The organism is Loktanella sp. DSM 29012, from assembly GCF_900110705.1.
GTDB lineage: Bacteria > Pseudomonadota > Alphaproteobacteria > Rhodobacterales > Rhodobacteraceae > Loktanella > Loktanella gaetbuli.
Genome location: NZ_FOEJ01000005.1, coordinates 290,822 through 311,702, shown reverse-complemented (window position 1 = coordinate 311,702; position 20,881 = coordinate 290,822). Strand labels below are relative to the sequence as shown.

The following is a 20,881-nucleotide window of genomic DNA, read 5'->3' as shown; positions in this document are numbered from 1 at the left end:
CAGGCGCGCCGCAGGTTTACACGCCCCTTTATGCCTGATGCCCAGACCCTTCGCCACATCCAAGATGTCAGCCGCCTGATCGAGGCGCGTCTGGGCCTGAAAGGGCGCACGGTCGAGGCGCAGATGTCCAAGCTGGGCCGCCGTCGCCTGCCAACGCACCTGAAGCGCGACATCGCGGCAGTCGCGCAGGCGCAGTTGCTGGCGACCCATCCCAAATTGTCGCGTCAGATTGACACCGCCCGTGTGGTCCAATGTGCGCGGCTTGCGATAACGGCACTCAAACAGATCGACCCGTGGGAGCAGCGCAAGACGATGATCCTGCGCAAACTCGCCAAATGGAGCGCGCTGGCCATCGTCTTGTTCATCGGGTTTGTCTGGTGGCTGTGGGCCACGGGACGGGTTTAGGCAGGCACCCCTGCGGCGAGCTGATTGAGGATGCTGGTATAGGTTTCGGTGCCCTGTGCGCCGGTGACCAGATGCTGACGGTCAAAGATGACGGCAGGCACGCCGCTGATGCCCTGCTGTACCCAGAAACGTTCCTCAGACCGCACGGCCTGCGCATAACGCTGATCGTCCAGCACCGCTGCTGCCTCGGTTTCATCCAGACCGATTTCACCGGCAATGGTCGCCAGCACGGCGGTGTCTGACAGGTCACGCCCGTCGGTGAAATGCGCGACGAACAAGGCCTGTTTCATGTCGTGCCCACGGTCCAGCGTCTGTGCCCAGTGGATCAGTTGATGCGTGTTGAACGTATTGTGCATCCGCGTGTCGTCGTCGAATGAAAACGCAAAGCCCAGATCATGCCCCAGCTGGGTCAGTCGCGCACGGTTTTCGGCGCTTTGTACGGCGGTGGACCCGTATTTTTCCATGATATGTTCGGTCATGTTCTGACCTTCGGCGGGCATATCGGGGTTCAGTTCGAACGGATGCCATTGCAGATCATAGGCCGTGCCGGTCGCATCCAGCGCCTGTTTCAACTGGCGATAGCCGACGATGCACCACGGGCACATCACGTCAGAGACGATATCAATCCGCAGTGGGGCAGTCTGGTCGGTCATGGCAGCACCTTTCGTATTCTGGTTGTCCCTCACGTGGGGCGCAGCACAGCAGAGGTCAAGCCGGAGCAAAGCACGCCTTGCAACCCGCCCAAAACAAAAGGCCGCCGCTGATGCGACGGCCTTTTGTCATATCTCTTAACGTCACAGGTTCGGGTAGATCGGGAACTTGTCGCACAGTGCTTCGACCTCGGCTGCAACCTGCGCCTCGACTTCACTGTTGCCGTCCTCGCCGTTGGCGGCCAGACCGTCCACGACCCGGCCGATCCAGCGACCGACCTGACGGAATTCCTCTTCGGTGAATCCGCGGGTGGTGCCGGCTGGCGTGCCCAGACGGATGCCAGACGTGATCGTGGGCTTTTCCGCGTCAAACGGGATACCGTTCTTGTTGCAGGTGATGTGGGCGCGGCCCAATGCCTCTTCGGTGGCGTTGCCCTTGACGCCCTTGGGGCGCAGGTCGACGAGCATCAGATGCGTGTCGGTGCCGCCCGTGACGATATCCAGACCGCATTTGATCAGCTCGTCAGACAGGGCCTGCGCGTTCTTGATGACCTGCGCCTGATAGTCCTTGAACCCGGGGCGCAGCGCCTCGCCAAAGGCGACAGCCTTGCCGGCGATCACATGCATCAACGGACCACCCTGGATACCGGGGAAAATGGCCGAGTTGAATTTCTTGGCAAGCGACTCGTCGTCGGTCAGGATCATACCGCCGCGCGGACCGCGCAGGGTCTTGTGCGTGGTGGTGGTCGCCGCATGCGCATGGGGGAACGGCGACGGATACAGGCCAGCTGCAACCAGACCGGCGAAATGCGCCATGTCGACCAGCAGATAGGCCCCGACGCTGTCGGCAATCGCGCGCATCTTTTCGAAATCGATGATCCGCGGAATGGCAGACCCACCTGCGATGATCATCTTGGGCTGATGTTCCGCCGCCAGATCGGCCACGGCTTCATAGTCCAGCAACAGGTCTTCTTCGCGCACGCCGTATTGGACCGCATTGAACCATTTGCCGGACTGGTTCGGGCGCGCGCCATGGGTCAGGTGACCACCGGCGTCCAGCGACATCCCCAGGATGGTATCGCCCGGCTGCAACAATGCCTGAAACACGCCCTGGTTCGCCTGAGAGCCAGAGTTCGGCTGCACATTGGCGAAACCACAGCCAAACAGCTGCTTTGCCCGCTCGATCGCCAGGTTCTCGGCCACGTCCACGTGAGCGCAACCACCGTAATAGCGGCGTCCGGGATAGCCTTCGGCGTATTTGTTGGTCATCACGCCGCCCTGCGCTTCCATGACGGCGGCGCTGACGATGTTCTCGGACGCGATCAGCTCGATCTCCTTGCGCTGACGCTTGAGCTCTGCCTGCATCGCGGCGTGCAGATCAGGGTCGCGCGTCGCAAGGGTTTCGGTGAAAAATCCGTCATCACGGTGGGAAGCGTTCATGGGACAATCCTTTCGCTCGCGGCCGGCCGGCCGGTTGCCGTCGTCTTAATCCATCTGTGGCCTGTGCTAAAGCCCCCATTCGTCGCACCCTGCCTTGCCTTTGTGCGTCAGACACGTGAACCTGTGCACAGATCGCCTGACACCTGGACCTCAAATGCCGCATCGCCCCATCGCCTTTGTTGCCAGCCATGCGCCCAGCGCCCAAGACGCGTTGTCCAGTCTGACCAAACGCTACTCCAACGTTCCCCTTGATCAGGCAGAGGTCATCGTGGCCTTGGGGGGTGACGGTTTCATGCTGCAAACCTTGCACGAGACTCAGAATTTTGGCGTGCCGGTCTACGGGATGAATCGCGGCACGGTCGGTTTCCTGATGAACGAGTTTACACAGGATGATCTGCCCGCCCGTCTCGACAATGCCGAAGAAGAGGTGATCAATCCCCTGGTCATGAACGCGCTGGCCGCTGACGGGTCGATGCACGAGGCCCTTGCCATCAACGAGGTCAGTCTGCTGCGCGCTGGCGCGCAGGCGGCCAAGTTGCGGATCACCGTCGATGGCAAGGTCAGAATGTCCGAATTGGTCTGCGACGGGGCACTGGTTTCGACGCCCGCAGGTTCGACCGCCTATAATTATTCGGCGCATGGACCGATCCTGCCGATCGGGTCAGGCGTGCTGGCACTGACGGCCATGGCGGCCTTTCGCCCGCGCCGATGGCGCGGGGCGCTTTTGCCGCAAAAGGCGGTCGTCAGGTTCGACGTGCTGAACGCGACCAAGCGGCCTGTCATGGCGGACGCTGATGGAAAATCTGTCCGCAACGTGGTCAGCGTCGAAATCCGGTCCGAACCCGACATCCGCCACCGCATCCTGTTCGATCCCGGCCACGGGCTCGAGGAACGGTTGTTGCGCGAACAATTCGTTTGAATGTTACTTTATCAATCATGGTCAGGCGTTAAGTAGTTCTCTGCTTTCACAACCCAATCTATCGTTTCTTCAATATGCTGGATGTGGCGCTGTAAAATTTCTTTTGTGAACTTGTGACGAATTGGGCTAAGGATAAATTTATCAGGATTTTCAGGATCAATCTTATCAGGTCTATCGAAAGATTTGCTATCATAAAACTCTAAGCAAAATTGGCCATCGTCAAGCTCAGTGAATATGCCGTGGCAAAGGGAGTTTCTCCAGGATATAATTGCTTTGAACCCTAATTTGGCTCTATTAATCTCAGCCTTAGGTGCTCCTCTTACTTCAAGTGAGTCGAGGTAGACTTTAATGCGATCAGCAAGACGTATTTTTGAAAATCTTTTATATATTGTGCGCTCTAGACGATTTTCATCTTGGCTTGCTTCATTTCGTGACAAAATAATGCCAAGCGCATGTTCCAATGCCGACGTACGACAAACCGCGTTGCCGATAAGCGTATGGAGCTCGGAGGCGTTAGTAGGTTTGCCTTTCAATTTAATTCTCGCTCCTTCCAAACCAAAAATTAGCGCAGGACAATCCTGGCGATCTCCACCCGCGCGTCATAATCGGCCCCGTAGGCCACGATCCCGATGGACCTCACGTCGGCCGGATTGACGGGTGCCTGCAGGTGGTCCTTGTTTGGCACGAAATCCGCCAGCGGCAGCGTGATGTCAGTCCATTCGGCCGGGGCATCGAAACTTGCGGCAAAGTAATGCCAGGGCCGTTCCGACTGCCTGGTGCGCAGGTGTACCTTGTAGGCCGCGCCATTGCCCCGCACCGTTAGAACCATCGCTGTTGCACTGGCGGGCAGCCCGTCAACATCCCGTCTGATCTGAATGAACCCACCGTTATTTTCGGTGCTGACATCCCCGACAAGGGTGGCGTAATGCCGCCCATCGGCGGCATGAAAATCCACACGGCCCGTCGAGACGCCCCCCATCACCTGATCACTGATGAAACGCCAATCATCGGAGTCCTGAAAATCAATCTGCATCGCGATCCTCGCTTTCACTGCAAAGCTAGCCCACCTTGCGGATACGCCCATGCATCATCTTGCCCAAAATACTCCGGGGGGGCGGCGCAGCCGCGGGGGCAGCGCCCCCTCCGACATCAGCCGCCATAGCCCAGGGGCCGCAGGCTGTCGCGAATTTCGTCCAGGATGGCGGGATCGTCGATGGTCGCGGGCATCTTGAAATCCGTATTGTCCGCGATGGATACCATCGTCCGCCGCAGGATCTTGCCGGACCGGGTCTTGGGCAGGCGGTTGACGACGGCGACCAGTTTGAACGCGGCCACCGGCCCGATGCTCTCGCGCACCATCCTTATGCAATCGGCGACGATCTCATCATCCGATCGGCTGGTGCCGCTGTTGGTGCAGACGAATCCCATCGGCAACTGGCCTTTGAGCGCATCCGACACCCCGATCACGGCGCATTCGGCCACGTCCGGGTGATTGGCCAGAATTTCCTCCATTGCGCCTGTGGACAGCCGGTGGCCCGCCACATTGATCACGTCATCGGTGCGCGCCATCACATAGAGATAGCCTTCCGCATCCAGCAGCCCTGCGTCTCCCGTCTCGTAATAGCCGGGAAAGGTCGTGAGGTAGGATTTCACGAACCGGTCCTCGGCCTGCCACAGCGTCGGCAGGGTCCCCGGTGGCAGCGGCAGCTTGATCGCGATGGACCCCAGTTCGCCCGCGGGCATTTCTGATCCGTCGTCGGCAAGGATGCGGATGTCGTAACCCGGCATCGCGACGGTGGGGCTGCCGATCTTGACGGGCAGCGCCTCGATCCCGGCGGGATTGCCTACCATGGGGAACCCGCTCTCGGTTTGCCACCAGTGGTCATAGACCGGGACCTGCATGACATTCTGGGCCCAGATGATCGTATCCGGGTCTGCCCGTTCGCCCGCCAGATACAACGCGCGCAGAGAGGAAATGTCATAATCCTTGATCAGCAAGCCCTCGGGGTCCTCGCGTTTGATCGCGCGAAAGGCCGTCGGCGCGGTAAAGAAGCTGCGCACCTTGTGATCCTGGATCACCCGCCAGAACGTGCCCGCATCGGGCGTGCCGACCGGTTTGCCTTCGAACACAACGGTGGTGTTGCCGTGGATGAGAGGCGCATAGCAGATGTAGCTGTGGCCCACGACCCAGCCCACGTCCGAGGCGGCCCAGAACACGTCGCCGGGATCGACGTTGTAAAAGTTTTTCATCGTCCAGTGCAGCGCGACCAGATGGCCAGCCGTCGGACGCACTACGCCCTTTGGCGCACCCGTGGTGCCCGAGGTATAAAGGATATAGGCCGGGTGGTCGCCGGATACGGGCACGCAATCCGCCGGGGTCACGCCGTCCTGGACCGCGTGCCAGTCGAAATCATAGCCTGGCGTCAGGTCGCAGGGCAGCTGATCGCGTTGCAGGATGATCGTGAAATCGGGCTTGTGTTTTGCCTGCGCGATGGCACCATCCAGCAGCGGTTTATAGGCGACCACGCGGTTGGGTTCCAACCCGCAGGACGCCGCGATGATGGCCTTGGGCGTGGCATCGTCGATTCGCACCGCCAGTTCATGCGCTGCAAATCCGCCAAAAACCACCGAATGAATCGCGCCGATGCGCGTGCAGGCCAGCATCGCGGTCAGGGCATCGGGCACCATCGGCATGTAGATGATGACGCGGTCGCCCAGGCCCACCCCCTTGTCGCGCAGCGCGCCGGCCAGGGACGCCACACGGTTCAGCAGTTCGGCATAAGTGATATGTGCGACCGTGCGCGTGATCGGGCTGTCGTAGATGATGGCCGTCTGGTCGGCGCGGCCGTTTTCGACATGGCGGTCAACGGCATTGTAGCAGGTATTGACCTGCGCATCGGTGAACCATTCGTACAACGGCGCGCGGCTGTCATTGAGGGCCCTGGTCGGTGGGGTGACCCAGTCGATGGCTTGTGCCTGTTTCATCCAAAAGCCTTCGGGGTCGTCCTGCCAGCTTTGATAAATATCGGCGTAGCGCATCGTGTCCTCCCAAACATTGCAGGACTTGGATAGGCACAGACGCGTGATCGGGCAAGGCGTGTCACGTCACCCGGGCGAGGGCTGTGAATAATTTGACAGGTGCCGTCCTGCGGACGGCTTGGAGGCGCTGCCTCCAAACCTCCGGGATACTTGTGACCAGAAGAAGGCCCTAGCCGTAGTGCGATACGGGCGTACCCGCGATCGCGGACATGTTCAAAAGGCCTCGGGCCGTGATCGACGGGGTGACGATATGGGCGCGATTGCCCATGCCCATCAGGATCGGGCCGACCTCCAGTCCGCCGGCGCGGATTTTCAGGATGTTGCGCACGGCGCTGGCGGCATCCGCATTGGCAAAGACGAGGCAGTTGGCCGCGCCATCCAGGCGCGAGCCGGGAAAGATGTGATCGCGCAAGGTCGTGTCCAACGCGCTGTCGATGTGCATTTCGCCCTCGTAGGCAAAGTCGCGCGGTGCTGCGTCAAGGATCGCCATTGCCGCACGCATCCGGCGGCCGGAATTGCTGTCCAGGTTGCCGAACTGGCTGTGCGAACACAGGGCGATCTTGGGTTCCATGCCGAAACGACGGATGTGGCGGGCGGCTGATACAACCGTCTCTGCGATCTGTTCGGGTGTTGGTTCCTCGTGGACCTGTGTGTCGGCGATGAACAGACTGTCGTTTTCAAGGATCATCAGCGACAGGGCCGCAACCGGGTGCAGCCCGCCGTGGCCCAGGATCTCCTCGATGTATTTCTTGTGCCACAGGAACTGGCCGAAGGTGCCGCAGATCATGCTGTCGGCCTCGTTGCGCTGCACCATGACGGCGGCAATGGCGGTGGTATTGGTACGCATCACCGCCTTGGCCAGATCGGGGGTCACGCCGCGCCGCGCCATGATGTCGTGGTAGGTTCCCCAGTAGTCGCGATAGCGCGGGTCGCTTTGCGGGTTCACGATCTTGAAATCGACGTCAGGGCGGATATCGAGGCCTGCACGTTCGCAGCGTGCCGCGATGACGTCGGGACGTCCGATCAGGATCGGCACGTCGGTGGTTTCCTCCATCACGGCCTGGGCCGCGCGCAGCACGCGTTCGTCCTCGCCTTCGGCAAAAACGATGCGTCGGGCGGCGTCACGGGCGGCATCGAATACGGGCCGCATGATGAATGCGGATTTGAACACGCTGGCATCCAGGCCCGCCTTGTAGGCATCCAGATCGGCAATCGGACGCTGTGCCACGCCGGTTTCGCAGGCAGCGCGGGCCACGGCGGTGGCGACCACGCCCATCAGGCGCGGATCGAAGGGTTTCGGGATCAGATAATCAGGTCCGAATGTCAGTTGTTCGCCCTGATAGGCGGCGGCGGCCTCTGCGCTGGTGGTGGCGCGGGCCATCGCGGCGATTCCTTCGATGCAGGCGATTTTCATTTCGTCGTTGATTGTCGTCGCGCCTGCGTCCAGCGCGCCCCGGAAAATGAATGGGAAACACAGCACGTTATTGACCTGATTGGGGAAATCGGACCGGCCCGTGGCGATGATCGCCTTTGGGTTTGCGGCACGGGCGGCGTCGGGGTCAATTTCAGGGTTCGGGTTCGCAAGGGCAAAGATGATTGGCGTATCCGCCATGGTCTGGACCATTTCGGGCGTCAGCACACCCGGACCGGAGAGGCCGAGAAACAGGTCTGCCCCTGCGATCACATCGGCCAGCGTACGCGGTTCCGACCCTTGGGCGTAGTCGGCCTTTTGCGGGGTCATATCGGCCTCGCGGCCCTGATAGACCAACCCCTGCAGGTCGCACAGGTAGACGTTTTCGCGTTTGACGCCCAGCTTCAGCAGCATGTTCAGGCAGGCGATGCCAGCGGCCCCGCCGCCGGTCGACACGACCTTGATCTCCGAAAAATCCTTGCCCGCGATCCGCAGCGCGTTGGTCACACCGGCCCCGACGACAATGGCGGTGCCGTGCTGGTCGTCGTGGAACACCGGGATGTTCATCCGCTCCTTGCAGATTTGTTCAACGATAAAGCAATCTGGTGCCTTGATGTCTTCGAGGTTGATCGCACCAAAGGTGGGTTCCAGCGCGCAGACCAGTTCAGCCAGCTTTTCCGGGTCGTTTTCATTTAGTTCAATGTCAAAGCAATCGATCCCCGCGAATTTCTTGAACAGGACCGCCTTGCCTTCCATCACCGGTTTCGAGGCAAGGGCACCGATGTTGCCCAGACCCAATACGGCGGTGCCGTTGGTGACGACGCCGACCAGATTGCCGCGGGTGGTATAATCCCGCGCCGTTGCCGCATCCGCCTTGATTTCAAGGCAGGCCTCGGCCACGCCGGGCGAATAGGCGCGGGCCAGATCGCGGCCATTGGCCAGCGGTTTCGTGGCGCGGATTTCCAATTTTCCGGGCCGGGGGAACTGGTGGTAATCGAGGGCCGCACGGCGTGTCGCTTCTTTGGGATCGTTGCTCATGGCCGGGCCTTCCTGTGTGGTTCCGGCGCCCGATTACGACGTTTTCCGACGTAGGGGAAGCGATTGCGGCAGCTCTGCCGATGATCTCGCCACTTGCCGCGCATTGCCGCATCTATCCACTTGCCGTGTCTTGCTGCGCGAGGCAGGCTGTCTGCATGACGCAGGACACCATGGCAGAGGTCTGCCTGAACACGACCGACCTGACCGGCGACATCGCCTTTTTCAACCGCGTGCTGGGCATGCGGATGATGTCGATTTTTCCGGCTGACGATCCGGCCGTTGCGGTATTTGCAGGCCACGGCTGTCGGTTGCGGCTCGCGCGCGGGCAGGGGCCAGCCGGACGGCTTCGCATCATGACCGATGATACAGAGTTTGGCCAAGGGGCTACCGAATTGACCGCGCCGGGCGGAACTCAGGTTTCGATCCTGCCGCGCATGTTGCCGGTGGAACAGCCGCAGACCATCCATGCGTTTGTCGTGCGACGCCTTGCGGATCAGGCCCCTTGGGTCATCGGCCGCGCGGGCATGCATTATCGCGATCTGATTCCGGACCGGCTGGGCGGATCGATCATTGCAAGCCACATCCGCATTCCCGACGGCGGCCCGGTCCCGGACACCGTTCATTTTCACCGGGTCGGATTTCAGCTGATCTTTTGCTATCGGGGCTGGGTCGATGTGATCTACGAGGATCAGGGCGGGCCGATCCGCCTGCACGCAGGCGACTGCGTGATCCAGCCCCCCGAGATCCGGCACCGCGTGCTCGAGGCTTCTGACGGGATCGAGGTGATCGAGATCGGCGTGCCCGCCGAACACGTGACCGAGATCGACCACGATATGACGCTGCCGACACCGCACCTGAGGCCTGACCGGGTCTGGCAGGGCCAGCGGTTCGTCTTCAATCAACAGCGGAATGCGGTCTGGCAGGACGCCGATCTGCCGGGGTTTGTCGCGCGTGATACCACGATTGCCGCCAATACCGGCGGTGTGGCAGGTGTTCTGGTCCTGCGCAGATCTGCCGGCAACCCTACGTGGACGCAGCACAACGCGGACATCCATTTCACATTCGTGATGGAAGGCGAGATGCAACTCGAGGCGCAGGATCACGCACCGTTCAAACTGTCTGCGGGGGATGCGTTCGTGATCCCGCCGGGCTTGCGCACGCGCTATGCGGATCCGTCAGAGGACCTCACATTGCTGCAGGTGACGTTGCCGGGACGGTTTGTGACCCATCCCGGCTGATGCCTAGCGTTCGCTCTTCAGATCGGTACCGTCGACCTGCAAAGACAGCTCGTCGATGAGTGCGGCAGCCTTGGATGCCGACATCTGGTCGCTAAAGGGGTGGCCTGTCTTTTCACACAGATCCCGCAGGATGGCGGCCTGTTCGCCGTCCATTTTCGTGTTGTCCGCCATCATGTTGGCCATCGGTCAGTTCCTCTACAACGTCTTGTTCGTGCTGTCGCGCAGGGCCTCGATCCGTTCCAGCGCCTGGCGCTGTGTCAGGCTGGCGTCAAAGGGTTCGCTGGCCTCTTCGCACAGAACGCGCAGCAGGTCGGCCTGATCGCCGGTCATCGGGGAATCAGGATCGCCTGATGCTTTTGCGATCGTTTCGTCAGTCACAGTCTTGGTGGTCGGGGAAATCATGTGGTCCTCCTGTCATAGCTCACGGGGTAAACGCGACTGACGCCTGCGGGGTTCCGCCGGGGCTGCCCTTGCATCCCGCAGCACCGGGCGGCAAGGTCGTCCGATCAAAACGGAGCCACCCATGTCAGACCCTCACGCCCTGATCGCCGCCGCCACCGATGTGCGCCTGAATGCCCATGCCCCCTATTCGCGGTTTCAGGTCGGAGCCGCCATTCGCGGGGCGGGCGGTGCGATCCACGTCGGCTGCAATGTCGAAAACGTGGCCTACCCCGAAGGCACTTGTGCCGAGGCCGGTGCCATCGCCGCCATGGTTGCCAGTGGCGAGACGCGGATTGCCGCCATCGCCGTCATTGCCGACAGCCCACAACCGGTCAGCCCTTGTGGCGGGTGCCGGCAAAAAATCGCCGAATTCGCATCGGGTGACACCCCGGTCACGCTGGCGACAACGGACGGTCTGGTGCAGCACACCACCGTCGCCGCACTGCTGCCGGGTGCGTTTGACCAAGACTACATGTCCAAGGCCTGATCCATGGACGTGCGCGCCCTGATCGCCGGTATCCGCGACGGTGCCACCCCGGCGACGGATGATCTGATGCAATTCGCAGCCGGGCTTGCGGATGGACGGGTCAGCGATGCGCAGGCCGGCGCATTCGCTATGGCGGTCTGTCTGCGGGGCCTGTCGGATGCAGGCCGCGTCGCGCTGACCTGCGGTATGCGCGACAGCGGCCGCACCCTAGACTGGGACCTGCCGGGTGCGGTCGTGGACAAACATTCCACGGGCGGCGTCGGCGATTGCGTGTCGCTGATCCTTGCGCCCATGCTGGCGGCCTGCGGTGTCTACGTGCCCATGATATCGGGTCGGGGATTGGGCCATACCGGCGGGACCCTGGACAAGCTGGAGGCGATCCCCGGCGTCACCACCGATGTGGACGAGGCACGCTTGCGCCAGATCGTCGGTGATGTCGGCTGCGCTATCGTGGGGGCAGGTGGCGGGATCGCCCCGGCGGACCGCAGGCTTTATGCCATTCGCGATGTGACGGCGACGGTTGCCTCGGTTGACCTCATCACGGCCTCGATCCTGTCGAAAAAGCTGGCGGCGGGGCTTGATGCCATGGTGCTGGACGTCAAGGTTGGATCGGGCGCGTTCATGAAATCGCGTGCCGATGCGGCGGCACTGGCCACGGCCCTCGTCGACACCGCGACAGGAGCAGGCTGTCCGACCGCCGCACTGCTGACGGACATGGACCAACCGCTGGCCCCTGCGCTGGGCAATGCAACCGAACTGGCCATCTGCATGGCCGTGCTGGAAGGCGACGGGGCCGCCGCCCCGCGCCTGACGGAATTGTGCCTGTCGCTGGGCGCGACACTGCTGACCCTGGCAGGGCAGGGGGATGGTGCACGCGACCGTCTGGCCGCAACCCTGACGAACGGTCAGGCCATGGACCGCTTTGCCCGCATGGTGCATGCGCTGGGCGGTCCGCCGGACATGGGCGACGATTGGCGCACGCATCTGCCGGATGCGCCGGTGCAACGGGTCGTTGCGGCAACGGCCGATGGTCATGTCACAGCGATCAACGGAGAGGCGCTGGGCCTCGCGGTGGTGGGTCTTGGCGGGGGGCGCGCGGTGGAAGCCGACCGGATCAATCCGGCTGTCGGCTTGACTTCGGTTGCATCGCTGGGGCAACGCATAACCAAGGGCGACCCGCTGGCCATCGTGCAGGCCGCCGATGAAAACAGCGCAGAGGCCGCCGCCGCCGCTGTGCGCGCCGCCATGTCGCTGGGTGATGCACCGCAGGCCGGGCCGCTGATTTTAGACAGGATATCGAAATGAAACGTGCTTTTCTGGTGGTGATCGATTCGGTCGGAATCGGCGGTGCCCCCGATGCGGATCAGTTCTTTAATGGGTCCGTGCCGGACACGGGGGCGAACACCGTTGCCCATATTGCCGATGGATGCGCGGCCCTCTCGCGTGGTCCGTTGCGCCTGCCTGTCATGGATGCCCTCGGTTTGGGGCGCGCCGTCACGCTGGCCAGCGGTGCAACGGCATTGGGGCTGGATGCGGAACCCACGGGTGCCTGGGGTGCCGCGACCGAGGTCAGTCGCGGCAAGGATACCCCGTCGGGGCACTGGGAACTGTCAGGCGTGCCCGTGCCATGGGACTGGCATTATTTCCCCGACACCCAACCTGCCTTTCCTGATGATCTGACGGTCAAGATCTGCCAGGCCGCAGGCACCGGCGGTATCCTTGGGAACCGGCATGCCTCGGGGACGCAAGTGATCGAGGAGGAGGCCGCACGTCACATCCAGACGGGCTGGCCCATCGTCTATACCAGCGCGGATTCCGTCTTGCAGATCGCAGCACACGAGGAACATTTCGGCCTCGACCGTCTGCTGAAGCTCTGCGCCGATCTGGCCCCGACGCTGCACGCCATGCGTATTGGCCGTGTGATCGCGCGGCCCTTTGTCGGGTCGGTGGAGGACGGCTTTAAACGCACGCCCCGGCGTCGCGATTTCGCCATTGCCCCACCCAGCCCGACGATCTGCGACGATGTGCAGGCTGCGGGCAAGCCCGTGCATGCGATAGGCAAGATCGGTGACATCTTTTCCATGCGCGGCATCGACGACGTGCGCAAGGGTGCGGACCGCGACCTGATGGGACATCTGGGCGATCTGGTCGATACCGCCTCCGACGGCGCGTTCGTCTTTGCCAATTTTGTCGAATTCGACAGCGAATACGGCCACCGCCGCGATATTCCGGGTTATGCCGGGCACCTCGAATGGTTCGACGCCGCCCTTGGCGATCTGTTGCTACGGTTGCGCGACGGCGATCTGCTGATCGTCACAGCCGACCACGGCAACGACCCCAGCTGGGTGGGCACCGACCACACCCGCGAACGGGTGCCGGTGCTGGTGCACGGCATGGGGCCCCGCGCACTGGGCCTGATCAATTTCGTCGATGTTGCCGCCACCGTCGCGGATCATCTGGGCGTCACACATAGCGGCAAAGGCAAATCCTTCCTATGACATACAGCACCCTCCCCAAGGTCGAACTCCATACCCACCTCGAAGGTATGGCTCCGCCTGATTTCATCCGTCAGCTGGCCGCAGAGAAAAAGGTCGACCTGTCGGGCATCTTTGCCGATGACGGCAGCTACCTGTTCCGCGATTTCGCGCATTTCCTGTCGATCTACGACGAGGCCTGCACCGTCCTGACCGGACCAGAGGAATTTTACCGCCTGACCCGCGCGGTCTTGACCCAATCCGCCGCCCACGGCGTGATCTACACCGAAACGTTCCTGTCGCCCGATTTCTGCGGTGGCGGCGATGTTGCGGCGTGGCGCGACTACCTTGCTGCCATCGCACAGGCCGCGACGGATGCCGAGCGTGACGAGGGGATCGTGCTGCGCGGCATCGCCACCGCCGTGCGCCACCACGGGCAGGACAGCTGCCGCCAGACGGCGCGCTGTGCGGCCGAAACCGCCGGTGGGTTCCTGACCGGATTTGGTCTCGCGGGGGCCGAACTCGAAGGACGGCCAGCCGATTTCAAGTACAGTTTCGACATGGCGCGCGAGGCGCAGCTGCAGCTGACCGCGCACGCCGGTGAATGGGGCGATCCCGGTCGCATCACCGAAACGCTGGACGCACTGGGCGTGGAACGTCTGGGCCACGGCATCCGTGCGGTCGAGGATGCAGCACTGCTGCAGCGTATCGCGGACGAAAACATCACGCTCGAGGTTTGTCCGGGGTCCAATGTCGTGCTTCAGGCGGTCAGCGGCTGGGACGCACATCCGATCGTCAAACTGCGCGACGCAGGTGCGCCGATCACCGTATCGACCGACGATCCGCCGTTTTTCCACACCACCATGACCGCCGAATACGAGGGTCTGAACAAGACCTTTGGCTGGGAAGAGGCCGATTTTCACGCGCTGAACGTCATCGGCGCAAAGGCTGCGTTTTGCGACGACGCCACCCGCACAGCGATCCTCAAGCGACTGGAGCCTGCCACATGATCACGGACCACAGCACCGCCGACGGCCACCTGACCCACGTCATTCACCCCTTGGTGCAACACAAGCTGACGCTGATGCGGCAGACCGCGACCTCGACGGCCGTGTTCCGCCAGTTGTTGCGCGAAATCAGCCAGTTGCTGGCCTACGAGGTGACGCGCAACCTGCCGCTGACCACCGAACGGATCGATACGCCGATCCAACCGATGGATGCCCCCGTGCTGGATGGCAAGAAACTGGCGCTGGTGTCGATCCTGCGCGCTGGCAACGGTCTGCTGGACGGTATCCTCGAACTGATCCCGTCGGCCCGTGTGGGTTTCGTGGGGCTTTATCGCGACGAGGAGACGCTGAAACCCGTGCAGTATTATTTCAAGGTGCCGCAATCGCTGGAGGACCGCATGGTCATCGCGGTCGACCCGATGCTGGCAACCGGCAATTCATCGGTCGCGGCGATTGACCTGCTCAAACAGGCGGGGGCCACAAACATCCGGTTCCTGTGTCTGCTGGCCGCACCCGAGGGTGTCGCCCGGATGAAGGACGCGCATCCGGATGTGCCCATCATCACCGCCGCTGTAGACGAGAAGCTGAACGACCATGGATATATTGTTCCGGGGCTAGGGGATGCGGGCGACCGCATGTTCGGCACAAAATAAGGCGCCGATACGGGATTAATTCCTTTACTTGATTCGGTTTGTTTGCGATTCTTGCGACAATTCGGGTGGTAAAATGGAATTGTTCACGTGACACGCATGACAAAAGGCCTTGTTCTGATGGCTGCGCTGACGACGGGTCTTGCCAGTCAGGTCAACGCGCAGACAACGGCTGTTCCTGCCGAATTCCCACCCGCGAGCTACACGGCCTCGCAATACGTCGACAGTCGGGGGTGTGCCTTTGTCAGGGCGGGCATGGATGGCCGTGTCACCTGGGTGCCGCGCGTCGACCGTCGCCGCGAGCAGCTTTGCAATTTTCAGCCCAGCCTCGCGCGGGCGGAGACCAGCCCGACGCCGCCGCAGCCTGCCATGCAGGATTTGCCGATCATCAACATCACGGCAGAGCCTGTCACGCCGGCCCCGCGTGCAGCCGTACCCGCGCAGCGCACTGCCGCCACCCCGACACCGCGCACAGCCCCTGTCGTCGCCCCGGCGGTGCGGCAGGTGGTTGCGACGCCGCGCGTCGTGACTGCACCCGCACCGGAACCGCGTCGTATTTCGCTTGCGCAGGCCTGTGACGGTCGGTTTGGCGTGCAGCCCGGTTTTGTCAGCGCGACGACACGCCAGCCGATTGATTGCGGCCCAGTCCCGCAGGTGGCTGGCGCTGCACCGCAACCACGGGCCATGCGTGCCCCTGGGCCCCAGCGCATCACATTGGCGCAGGCCTGTGCGCGGATCGCGAACGGCGAACGTCTGGTCAATGCAGGCGGATCACCAATCGCATGCCCGCAGACGGCAGCACCCGTGCGGGTCGCCACAGCACAGCCCGCACCGGTCCGCACTGCCAGCACGGCCTGCGGCATTGCGAACATGAGCAGCGACGGGCGTTTCCCCGTGCGCTGTGGGCCGCAGACGGAATCGCCGTCCGGCATGGTCACGCGCAGCGTCATGAACCCGTCCACGGCCACGATTTCCACCCGCTCCGAGGGTGGTTTCGGCTCTATTCTCAGCGAACCAGTCGTGCCCCGGTCCAATCCGGTGGGCGCGATCACGCCGGCATCGCCACCACGTGGCTACGCCAAGGTCTGGGACGACGGGCGCATCAATCCCCAGCGTGGCCTGCCACAGGCGCGTGCGGCGGTTCAGGCTGCACCACAGGCGCATATGTCCAGCCGTTCGGTTGCTCCCGTGACGGCTCCGGTGACTGCCGCGACGGGGCATCGCTATGTGCAGGTCGGCAGCTTTGGCGATCCCGACAATGCCACGCGCCTGATTGGCAGGCTTCAGGCCGCTGGTCTGCCCGTGGCCTCTGGCCGGTCAGGCAACCTCAAGGTCGTTGCCGCAGGTCCATTTGCCAATGCATCCGATCTTCAGCGCGCCTTGGGCATTGTCCGCGGCATGGGTTTTGGCGACGCCTATACACGGGGCTAACGCCGCTCAGGCATCGCAGATCCCCTGAAGCTGGATCCATTCCGAATCCGTCAGGATCGGGCTGGGCGGGGTGCCCGTGTCAGGCGACTGCGTCAACAGCAATGCCGCATTCTGACCGCGCGCGGTGCGCAGATCGGCATAGGGCGCACTGGGGACACCCACACTGGCAAAGGCCTGCAACAGCGCCTGTTCCGAGGTCACGGCCTGCGGTTTTTCGATCAGGGATGCCGCGTAGTCAGCCAAGGTACCCGGCGGCAGATCGCCCGTCGTCATCAGATGCACGGTCGCCCGTAGTCCTGCAAAATTCAGCACGGCGCGCAGCGGGTCCGTGGTGTTCGCCTTGGCCGCCAGGATTTCACCTGCGACGACGGCGGGATCGTCATAGCGTACCAGAACGGCGCGGTTGATGACCGTGATCTGTCCGGGCAGCAACACCGGACCGGGCAGAGGGGCGGGAAGCACGACAGTCTGGCCGGGCGCATCCGGTCCCAGCAGTCGGGCCCGCATCCTGTCCAGCGCAACAAGCCCGCCGCGACTGCGGCAGATCGCGCCGGTCTGCGCCTGCATGTGTCCCAGGATGCGGGCCCCCAGTTCGGCGCGGCGCGCGTCCGGTGTTGCCAAAAGGGCCTGATCGCGCAACAGCCCCGGTCCCCAGACCGCACCTGCACCAATGATAGCCGTCAAGATTGCCGCGCTGATCCAGTAGCGCAGACGCCCCGGCTTGGCCTCGGCCCTTGCGATGGAATCGCGCACTGCCTCGATGGCGTCGACCATGGTTTCGTCTTCGATTTCAAGGCTTTCACCGGCATCGGGGCCAGGGCGGAATACGGCGGGCATGGCGTCGGGGTTGACCCGTTCCACCGCGGGCAATGACCAGTGCGTCAATGGCCGATCAGCCATGTCGCTGACGATCAAGGTCGCCTTGCCGAACGAGACCAGCACCTCACGCCGCTGCTCGCTGCGCGTTGCCCGCCAGAGACCGAGACTCTCCAGTCGTTCGTATTGTTCCAATGCCGTCATGTGGTCCGCCGGATGATTTAATCCTGTCTAGAGTGCTGCCGCCTGTTGCCGCAACGCGAATTTCTGGATCTTGCCGGTGGATGTTTTCGGCAGTTCACCGAATATCACCTGCTTGGGGCACTTGAAGCCCGCCAGACGGCTGCGGGCAAAGGCGATGATTTCTTGGGCGGTGGCCTCGGCCCCGTCGCGCAATTCGACAAAGGCGGCCGGCACCTCGCCCCATGTGTCGTCGGGTTTCGCGACGACCGCACACAGGCTGACGGCCGGATGGTGCATCAACGCGCTCTCGACCTCGACCGAAGAGATGTTTTCCCCGCCGGAAATGATGATGTCCTTGGCCCGGTCAACGATCTGGATGTAGCCGTCGGGATGCTGCACGGCCAGATCCCCGGAATGGAACCACCCGCCATCAAAGGCCGCGGCCGTGGCTTCGGGATTTTTGAGGTAACCCTTCATCACCGCATTGCCGCGCATGACGATTTCGCCTTGGGTCTGACCGTCACGCGGCACCGGCTGCATGTCGGGATCTACCACGGCGACACCGTCCATGATCGCAAATCCGACGCCCTGCCGGGCCTTGATCGTGGCCCGTTCATCCTCGGGCAGGTCGTTCCAGGCATCCGACCAGATGCATTCGGTGACGTGGCCGTAGGTTTCGGTCAGCCCGTAGACCTGCGTGACGTTGAACCCCAGTTTTTCGATCGCGGCGAGCGTGGCAGCGGCAGGCGGCGCACCTGCCGTAAACACCTCGACAGTATGGTCGAACGGGCGCCGGGCCGCGTCCTTGGCGGTCACGATTAGGTTCAGCACGATGGGCGCACCGCCGAAATGCGTCACACCATGGTCCGCGATGGCATCATAGATGGCCGCCGCCGTGATGTCGCGGCAGCAGACCACGGTGCCCCCCAGCAGCGGCGTCATCCAGGTATGGCACCAGCCGTTACAGTGAAACAGCGGCACGATCTGCAACACGACCGGGAACAGTGTCATGCGCCAGCTGATCGGTGTGCCCATCGTCATCAGATAGGCGCCGCGGTGGTGGTAGACCACGCCCTTGGGCCGGCCCGTGGTGCCGGAGGTATAGTTCAGCGCCAGATCGTCCCATTCGTCCGCGGGCCAGACCCAATCAAAACCGGCCTGACCCCGGGCCATGAAATCGTCGTAGGTTTCGAACATGCCGCTGGCAGGAATACCGGCAGTTGCGTCCGGCACCTCGATGATCCGTGGTGCAGGGGTCGTCATCATGGCGACCGCCTGCTGGATCAGTGGCACAAGCTGGCTGTCGATGATCACGACACGCGCCCCGCCGTGGTCCAGAATGTAGGCAATCGTATCGGGATCCAGCCGCGTGTTGATCGTGTTCAAGACGGCACCACAGGCCGGAACGGCAAAGGCGGCTTCTGATTGTGCAGGAACATTCGGCAGGATGGTCGCCACGGCATCACCACGCCCAACCCCCGCCAGTGTCAGCGCATGCGCCAGGCGGTCGATCCTTGCCGCATATTCCGCATAGGTCAGCCGTATCTCGCCATAGATCAGCGCAACCCTGTCGGCAAAAACGTCCCGCGCACGTGCCAGATGACTAAGCGGTGTCAGGGCAACATGGTTCGCCGGCCCCTTGCTCATGCCGTCCGCCTTTGTCACGTTCTCCATCGTGGTCCTCTCTTGTCCCCGCGTCAGAGTATGAGAGACCAGATGCGCAAGACAATGGCGGAAGCATATGAGATCTGCGATCAATCCATCCGGCGATAGGGTGACGGCATGATCATCTCGCGCGCACGAAAATTCGTGTTCGTTCATATACCCAAAACCGGCGGAACGTCATTTGCCCATGCCTATGACGTGCGTGCCGCAAAGGACGACATCCTGATCGGTGACACGCCCAAGGCGCGCAATCGCAGGCACCGGCTGGCGGATCTGGATGTGCCGGGCCGATTGTGGAAACACAGCCGGATTTCGGATGTCGGGCCGCTGATTGCGCCAGAGGGCATGTGCATCATGGTTCTGGTGCGCAATCCATGGGCGCGCATGGTTAGCTATTACCACTGGCTGCGGCGTCAATCGTTTGACCATCCGGCCGTCAGGCTGGCCGCCGCACTGGATTTCAGCGCGTTCCTGCGTCATCCGCATACGGTCGCCAGCCTGCGTGCCAACCCCTACGCGTCCTATGTGACCAATTCGCAGGGACAGCTGCTGGCGGCCCATTTCGTCAGGCTTGAACACTATGACTGCGACATGGCCCCGGTGGCGGCGCATCTGGGGTTCGATCTGCCATTGCCGCGCCTGAATACAGCGAAACACCCTGTCGACTGGCGTGCAAGCTACACCCCTGCAGACGTGGAACTGATCGCGGATTTGTGCGCCGCCGATATCACAAGATCACGTTACCAATTTGACGATGCGGGCTGATTGTCGCGTATTGGAAAACAATCATTCTAAATCGGCACCATTGCAATCGCTTGACCGAACAGTGCCCTGAACTTGCCCTTATTCAGACGCATGTCAGCCCCGCGAATCGCGCCCCGTTAACCCGTGATAACGCAGCCCGGCCCAGAGCCAGAACAGGGCGCAGATCAGGGGAATAGAAGACATGTTCGATTTTGCGCAGACACATGTATTACGCACCGAACCGTTTCTTTTTGACTTTGGCGTTGGCCTCGTTGCCGGGACGATGGTTGCAACGCACATGGGGTGGCGTCCGGTCGAGGCGGTCGTCGCAGGCGACCAATGCCTGACGTTTGACGGCGGGCTTCAGGTTGTCACGGCGGTCAGCCGCAGAACGGTCAAGACCAAAGGTGCAGCCGCAGATCCCTTGACCTGGCCGTTGGTTGTTCCTGTCGGTGCATTGGGCAACCGCGAAGAACTGATGTTGCTACCTGAACAGGCCGTTCTGATCGAAAGCGATACCGCAGAACAGGTGTTCGGCGATCCCTTTGCCCTGATCCCGGCGGCAGCGCTTGACGGTTTGCGGGGCGTCTATCGCAAACCACCTGCCGCTGAAATCGAGGTCGTGACCTTGCATTTCAGCCAGGACGAGATCGTCTATGCCAACGTCGGTGCCCTGTTTTACTGCCCCGTGCAGACCGATCTGTTGGCCGAACCGACGGTGCCTGCCTATGACACCCTGTCCATGGACGACGCGGAATTGCTGGTCCATTTCCTGAAACAAGAGGATGCTGGGCAGGTCGCCTACGGACAAGCAACCCGGGCCTTTCGTCTGGCCGCCTGACC

21 protein-coding genes are annotated in these 20,881 nt (G+C 62.4%); 11 read left to right on the top strand and 10 right to left on the bottom strand.

The window, feature by feature from the left end; translation table 11 throughout:
• Positions 1–30 precede the first annotated feature (30 nt).
• Positions 31–405, top strand: a complete 375-nt coding sequence (locus tag BMX27_RS13320; protein ID WP_090160298.1) for a hypothetical protein — start codon at positions 31–33, stop codon at positions 403–405.
• On the opposite strand, the gene BMX27_RS13315 is transcribed toward BMX27_RS13320, so the two are convergent.
• Both BMX27_RS13315 and glyA read right to left on the bottom strand, forming a co-directional pair.
• Positions 402–1,058 carry a DsbA family oxidoreductase gene (locus BMX27_RS13315; protein WP_090160297.1) on the bottom strand — a complete coding sequence of 219 codons (657 nt, stop codon included), beginning with the start codon at positions 1,056–1,058 and terminating at the stop codon, positions 402–404. The genes BMX27_RS13320 and BMX27_RS13315 overlap by 4 nt on opposite strands.
• A 141-nt stretch (positions 1,059–1,199) precedes the next feature.
• Complete coding sequence (gene glyA / locus BMX27_RS13310; RefSeq protein ID WP_090160296.1) at positions 1,200–2,495, bottom strand: serine hydroxymethyltransferase; 1,296 nt, start codon at positions 2,493–2,495, stop codon at positions 1,200–1,202.
• A gap of 154 nt (positions 2,496–2,649) precedes the next feature.
• Between glyA and BMX27_RS13305 the strand changes: the two genes are divergently transcribed.
• Positions 2,650–3,414, top strand: a complete 765-nt coding sequence (locus BMX27_RS13305; RefSeq protein ID WP_090160295.1) for an NAD kinase — start codon at positions 2,650–2,652, stop codon at positions 3,412–3,414.
• Between the two features lie 11 nt (positions 3,415–3,425).
• Here BMX27_RS13305 and BMX27_RS16745 read toward each other — a convergent pair whose 3' ends face one another.
• The 4 genes from BMX27_RS16745 to BMX27_RS13290 form a co-directional block, all read right to left on the bottom strand.
• Positions 3,426–3,947: a hypothetical protein gene (locus BMX27_RS16745; protein ID WP_143056826.1), complete on the bottom strand. Its 522-nt coding sequence runs from the start codon at positions 3,945–3,947 to the stop codon at positions 3,426–3,428.
• Positions 3,948–3,976: 29 nt separating this feature from the next.
• Positions 3,977–4,447, bottom strand: coding sequence for a CIA30 family protein (locus BMX27_RS13300; RefSeq protein ID WP_177172723.1), 471 nt, complete (start codon positions 4,445–4,447; stop codon positions 3,977–3,979).
• Positions 4,448–4,563: 116 nt separating this feature from the next.
• Entirely contained in the window at positions 4,564–6,453 is a 1,890-nt protein-coding gene (locus BMX27_RS13295; protein ID WP_090160293.1) for a propionyl-CoA synthetase, read from the bottom strand.
• Between the two features lie 169 nt (positions 6,454–6,622).
• Complete coding sequence (locus BMX27_RS13290; RefSeq protein ID WP_090160292.1) at positions 6,623–8,902, bottom strand: NADP-dependent malic enzyme; 2,280 nt, start codon at positions 8,900–8,902, stop codon at positions 6,623–6,625.
• Between the two features lie 155 nt (positions 8,903–9,057).
• Here BMX27_RS13290 and BMX27_RS13285 point away from each other — a divergent pair, with 155 nt between their 5' ends.
• Positions 9,058–10,140 carry a cupin domain-containing protein gene (locus BMX27_RS13285; protein WP_090160291.1) on the top strand — a complete coding sequence of 361 codons (1,083 nt, stop codon included), beginning with the start codon at positions 9,058–9,060 and terminating at the stop codon, positions 10,138–10,140.
• 3 nt (positions 10,141–10,143) lie between these two features.
• Here the strand turns inward: BMX27_RS13285 and BMX27_RS13280 are convergent, their stop codons facing one another.
• Positions 10,144–10,323 carry a hypothetical protein gene (locus tag BMX27_RS13280; RefSeq protein WP_090160290.1) on the bottom strand — a complete coding sequence of 60 codons (180 nt, stop codon included), beginning with the start codon at positions 10,321–10,323 and terminating at the stop codon, positions 10,144–10,146.
• Positions 10,324–10,335: 12 nt separating this feature from the next.
• The gene (locus BMX27_RS13275; protein WP_090160289.1) at positions 10,336–10,542 is read right to left on the bottom strand and encodes a DUF3072 domain-containing protein; all 207 of its coding nucleotides are present in this window, start codon (positions 10,540–10,542) and stop codon (positions 10,336–10,338) included.
• A gap of 121 nt (positions 10,543–10,663) precedes the next feature.
• Here BMX27_RS13275 and BMX27_RS13270 point away from each other — a divergent pair, with 121 nt between their 5' ends.
• From BMX27_RS13270 to BMX27_RS13245, 6 genes are all read left to right on the top strand, one after another.
• The gene (locus BMX27_RS13270) at positions 10,664–11,068 is read left to right on the top strand and encodes a cytidine deaminase (protein WP_090160288.1); all 405 of its coding nucleotides are present in this window, start codon (positions 10,664–10,666) and stop codon (positions 11,066–11,068) included.
• 3 nt (positions 11,069–11,071) lie between these two features.
• Positions 11,072–12,373: a thymidine phosphorylase gene (locus tag BMX27_RS13265; protein WP_090160287.1), complete on the top strand. Its 1,302-nt coding sequence runs from the start codon at positions 11,072–11,074 to the stop codon at positions 12,371–12,373.
• On the top strand, positions 12,370–13,566 hold the full coding sequence (locus BMX27_RS13260) for a phosphopentomutase (protein ID WP_090160286.1): 1,197 nt from the start codon (positions 12,370–12,372) through the stop codon (positions 13,564–13,566). Before BMX27_RS13265 ends, BMX27_RS13260 begins: the two co-directional genes overlap by 4 nt.
• Positions 13,563–14,552 (top strand): adenosine deaminase, encoded by a 990-nt coding sequence (locus tag BMX27_RS13255; protein WP_090160285.1) that lies wholly within the window; start codon positions 13,563–13,565, stop codon positions 14,550–14,552. Before BMX27_RS13260 ends, BMX27_RS13255 begins: the two co-directional genes overlap by 4 nt.
• Positions 14,549–15,202, top strand: a complete 654-nt coding sequence (gene upp / locus BMX27_RS13250) for a uracil phosphoribosyltransferase (RefSeq protein WP_090160284.1) — start codon at positions 14,549–14,551, stop codon at positions 15,200–15,202. The genes BMX27_RS13255 and upp overlap by 4 nt, the downstream gene beginning before the upstream one ends.
• Positions 15,203–15,298: 96 nt before the next feature.
• The gene (locus BMX27_RS13245; protein ID WP_090160283.1) at positions 15,299–16,630 is read left to right on the top strand and encodes an SPOR domain-containing protein; all 1,332 of its coding nucleotides are present in this window, start codon (positions 15,299–15,301) and stop codon (positions 16,628–16,630) included.
• A gap of 6 nt (positions 16,631–16,636) precedes the next feature.
• Here BMX27_RS13245 and BMX27_RS13240 read toward each other — a convergent pair whose 3' ends face one another.
• Together BMX27_RS13240 and BMX27_RS13235 are read right to left on the bottom strand one after the other, a co-directional pair.
• Positions 16,637–17,650: a hypothetical protein gene (locus BMX27_RS13240; RefSeq protein ID WP_090160282.1), complete on the bottom strand. Its 1,014-nt coding sequence runs from the start codon at positions 17,648–17,650 to the stop codon at positions 16,637–16,639.
• 27 nt (positions 17,651–17,677) lie between these two features.
• The gene (locus tag BMX27_RS13235) at positions 17,678–19,303 is read right to left on the bottom strand and encodes an AMP-binding protein (protein WP_090160281.1); all 1,626 of its coding nucleotides are present in this window, start codon (positions 19,301–19,303) and stop codon (positions 17,678–17,680) included.
• Positions 19,304–19,411: 108 nt separating this feature from the next.
• Here BMX27_RS13235 and BMX27_RS13230 point away from each other — a divergent pair, with 108 nt between their 5' ends.
• On the top strand, positions 19,412–20,059 hold the full coding sequence (locus tag BMX27_RS13230; protein WP_090160280.1) for a sulfotransferase family 2 domain-containing protein: 648 nt from the start codon (positions 19,412–19,414) through the stop codon (positions 20,057–20,059).
• A gap of 181 nt (positions 20,060–20,240) precedes the next feature.
• Positions 20,241–20,879: a Hint domain-containing protein gene (locus BMX27_RS13225; protein ID WP_090160279.1), complete on the top strand. Its 639-nt coding sequence runs from the start codon at positions 20,241–20,243 to the stop codon at positions 20,877–20,879.
• The last annotated feature ends 2 nt before the right edge of the window (positions 20,880–20,881 follow it).

What these genes read in the sequence shown, in the direction of transcription:
- BMX27_RS13320 (WP_090160298.1), top strand. Translation starts at nt 31, where the DNA reads ATGCCTGATGCCCAGACCCTTCGCCACATCCAAGATGTCAGCCGCCTG.
- BMX27_RS13315 (WP_090160297.1), bottom strand. Translation starts at nt 1,058, where the DNA reads ATGACCGACCAGACTGCCCCACTGCGGATTGATATCGTCTCTGACGTG.
- glyA (WP_090160296.1), bottom strand. Translation starts at nt 2,495, where the DNA reads ATGAACGCTTCCCACCGTGATGACGGATTTTTCACCGAAACCCTTGCG.
- BMX27_RS13305 (WP_090160295.1), top strand. Translation starts at nt 2,650, where the DNA reads ATGCCGCATCGCCCCATCGCCTTTGTTGCCAGCCATGCGCCCAGCGCC.
- BMX27_RS13300 (WP_177172723.1), bottom strand. Translation starts at nt 4,447, where the DNA reads ATGCAGATTGATTTTCAGGACTCCGATGATTGGCGTTTCATCAGTGAT.
- BMX27_RS13295 (WP_090160293.1), bottom strand. Translation starts at nt 6,453, where the DNA reads ATGCGCTACGCCGATATTTATCAAAGCTGGCAGGACGACCCCGAAGGC.
- BMX27_RS13290 (WP_090160292.1), bottom strand. Translation starts at nt 8,902, where the DNA reads ATGAGCAACGATCCCAAAGAAGCGACACGCCGTGCGGCCCTCGATTAC.
- BMX27_RS13285 (WP_090160291.1), top strand. Translation starts at nt 9,058, where the DNA reads ATGACGCAGGACACCATGGCAGAGGTCTGCCTGAACACGACCGACCTG.
- BMX27_RS13280 (WP_090160290.1), bottom strand. Translation starts at nt 10,323, where the DNA reads ATGGCCAACATGATGGCGGACAACACGAAAATGGACGGCGAACAGGCC.
- BMX27_RS13275 (WP_090160289.1), bottom strand. Translation starts at nt 10,542, where the DNA reads ATGATTTCCCCGACCACCAAGACTGTGACTGACGAAACGATCGCAAAA.
- BMX27_RS13270 (WP_090160288.1), top strand. Translation starts at nt 10,664, where the DNA reads ATGTCAGACCCTCACGCCCTGATCGCCGCCGCCACCGATGTGCGCCTG.
- BMX27_RS13265 (WP_090160287.1), top strand. Translation starts at nt 11,072, where the DNA reads ATGGACGTGCGCGCCCTGATCGCCGGTATCCGCGACGGTGCCACCCCG.
- BMX27_RS13260 (WP_090160286.1), top strand. Translation starts at nt 12,370, where the DNA reads ATGAAACGTGCTTTTCTGGTGGTGATCGATTCGGTCGGAATCGGCGGT.
- BMX27_RS13255 (WP_090160285.1), top strand. Translation starts at nt 13,563, where the DNA reads ATGACATACAGCACCCTCCCCAAGGTCGAACTCCATACCCACCTCGAA.
- upp (WP_090160284.1), top strand. Translation starts at nt 14,549, where the DNA reads ATGATCACGGACCACAGCACCGCCGACGGCCACCTGACCCACGTCATT.
- BMX27_RS13245 (WP_090160283.1), top strand. Translation starts at nt 15,299, where the DNA reads ATGACAAAAGGCCTTGTTCTGATGGCTGCGCTGACGACGGGTCTTGCC.
- BMX27_RS13240 (WP_090160282.1), bottom strand. Translation starts at nt 17,650, where the DNA reads ATGACGGCATTGGAACAATACGAACGACTGGAGAGTCTCGGTCTCTGG.
- BMX27_RS13235 (WP_090160281.1), bottom strand. Translation starts at nt 19,303, where the DNA reads ATGGAGAACGTGACAAAGGCGGACGGCATGAGCAAGGGGCCGGCGAAC.
- BMX27_RS13230 (WP_090160280.1), top strand. Translation starts at nt 19,412, where the DNA reads ATGATCATCTCGCGCGCACGAAAATTCGTGTTCGTTCATATACCCAAA.
- BMX27_RS13225 (WP_090160279.1), top strand. Translation starts at nt 20,241, where the DNA reads ATGTTCGATTTTGCGCAGACACATGTATTACGCACCGAACCGTTTCTT.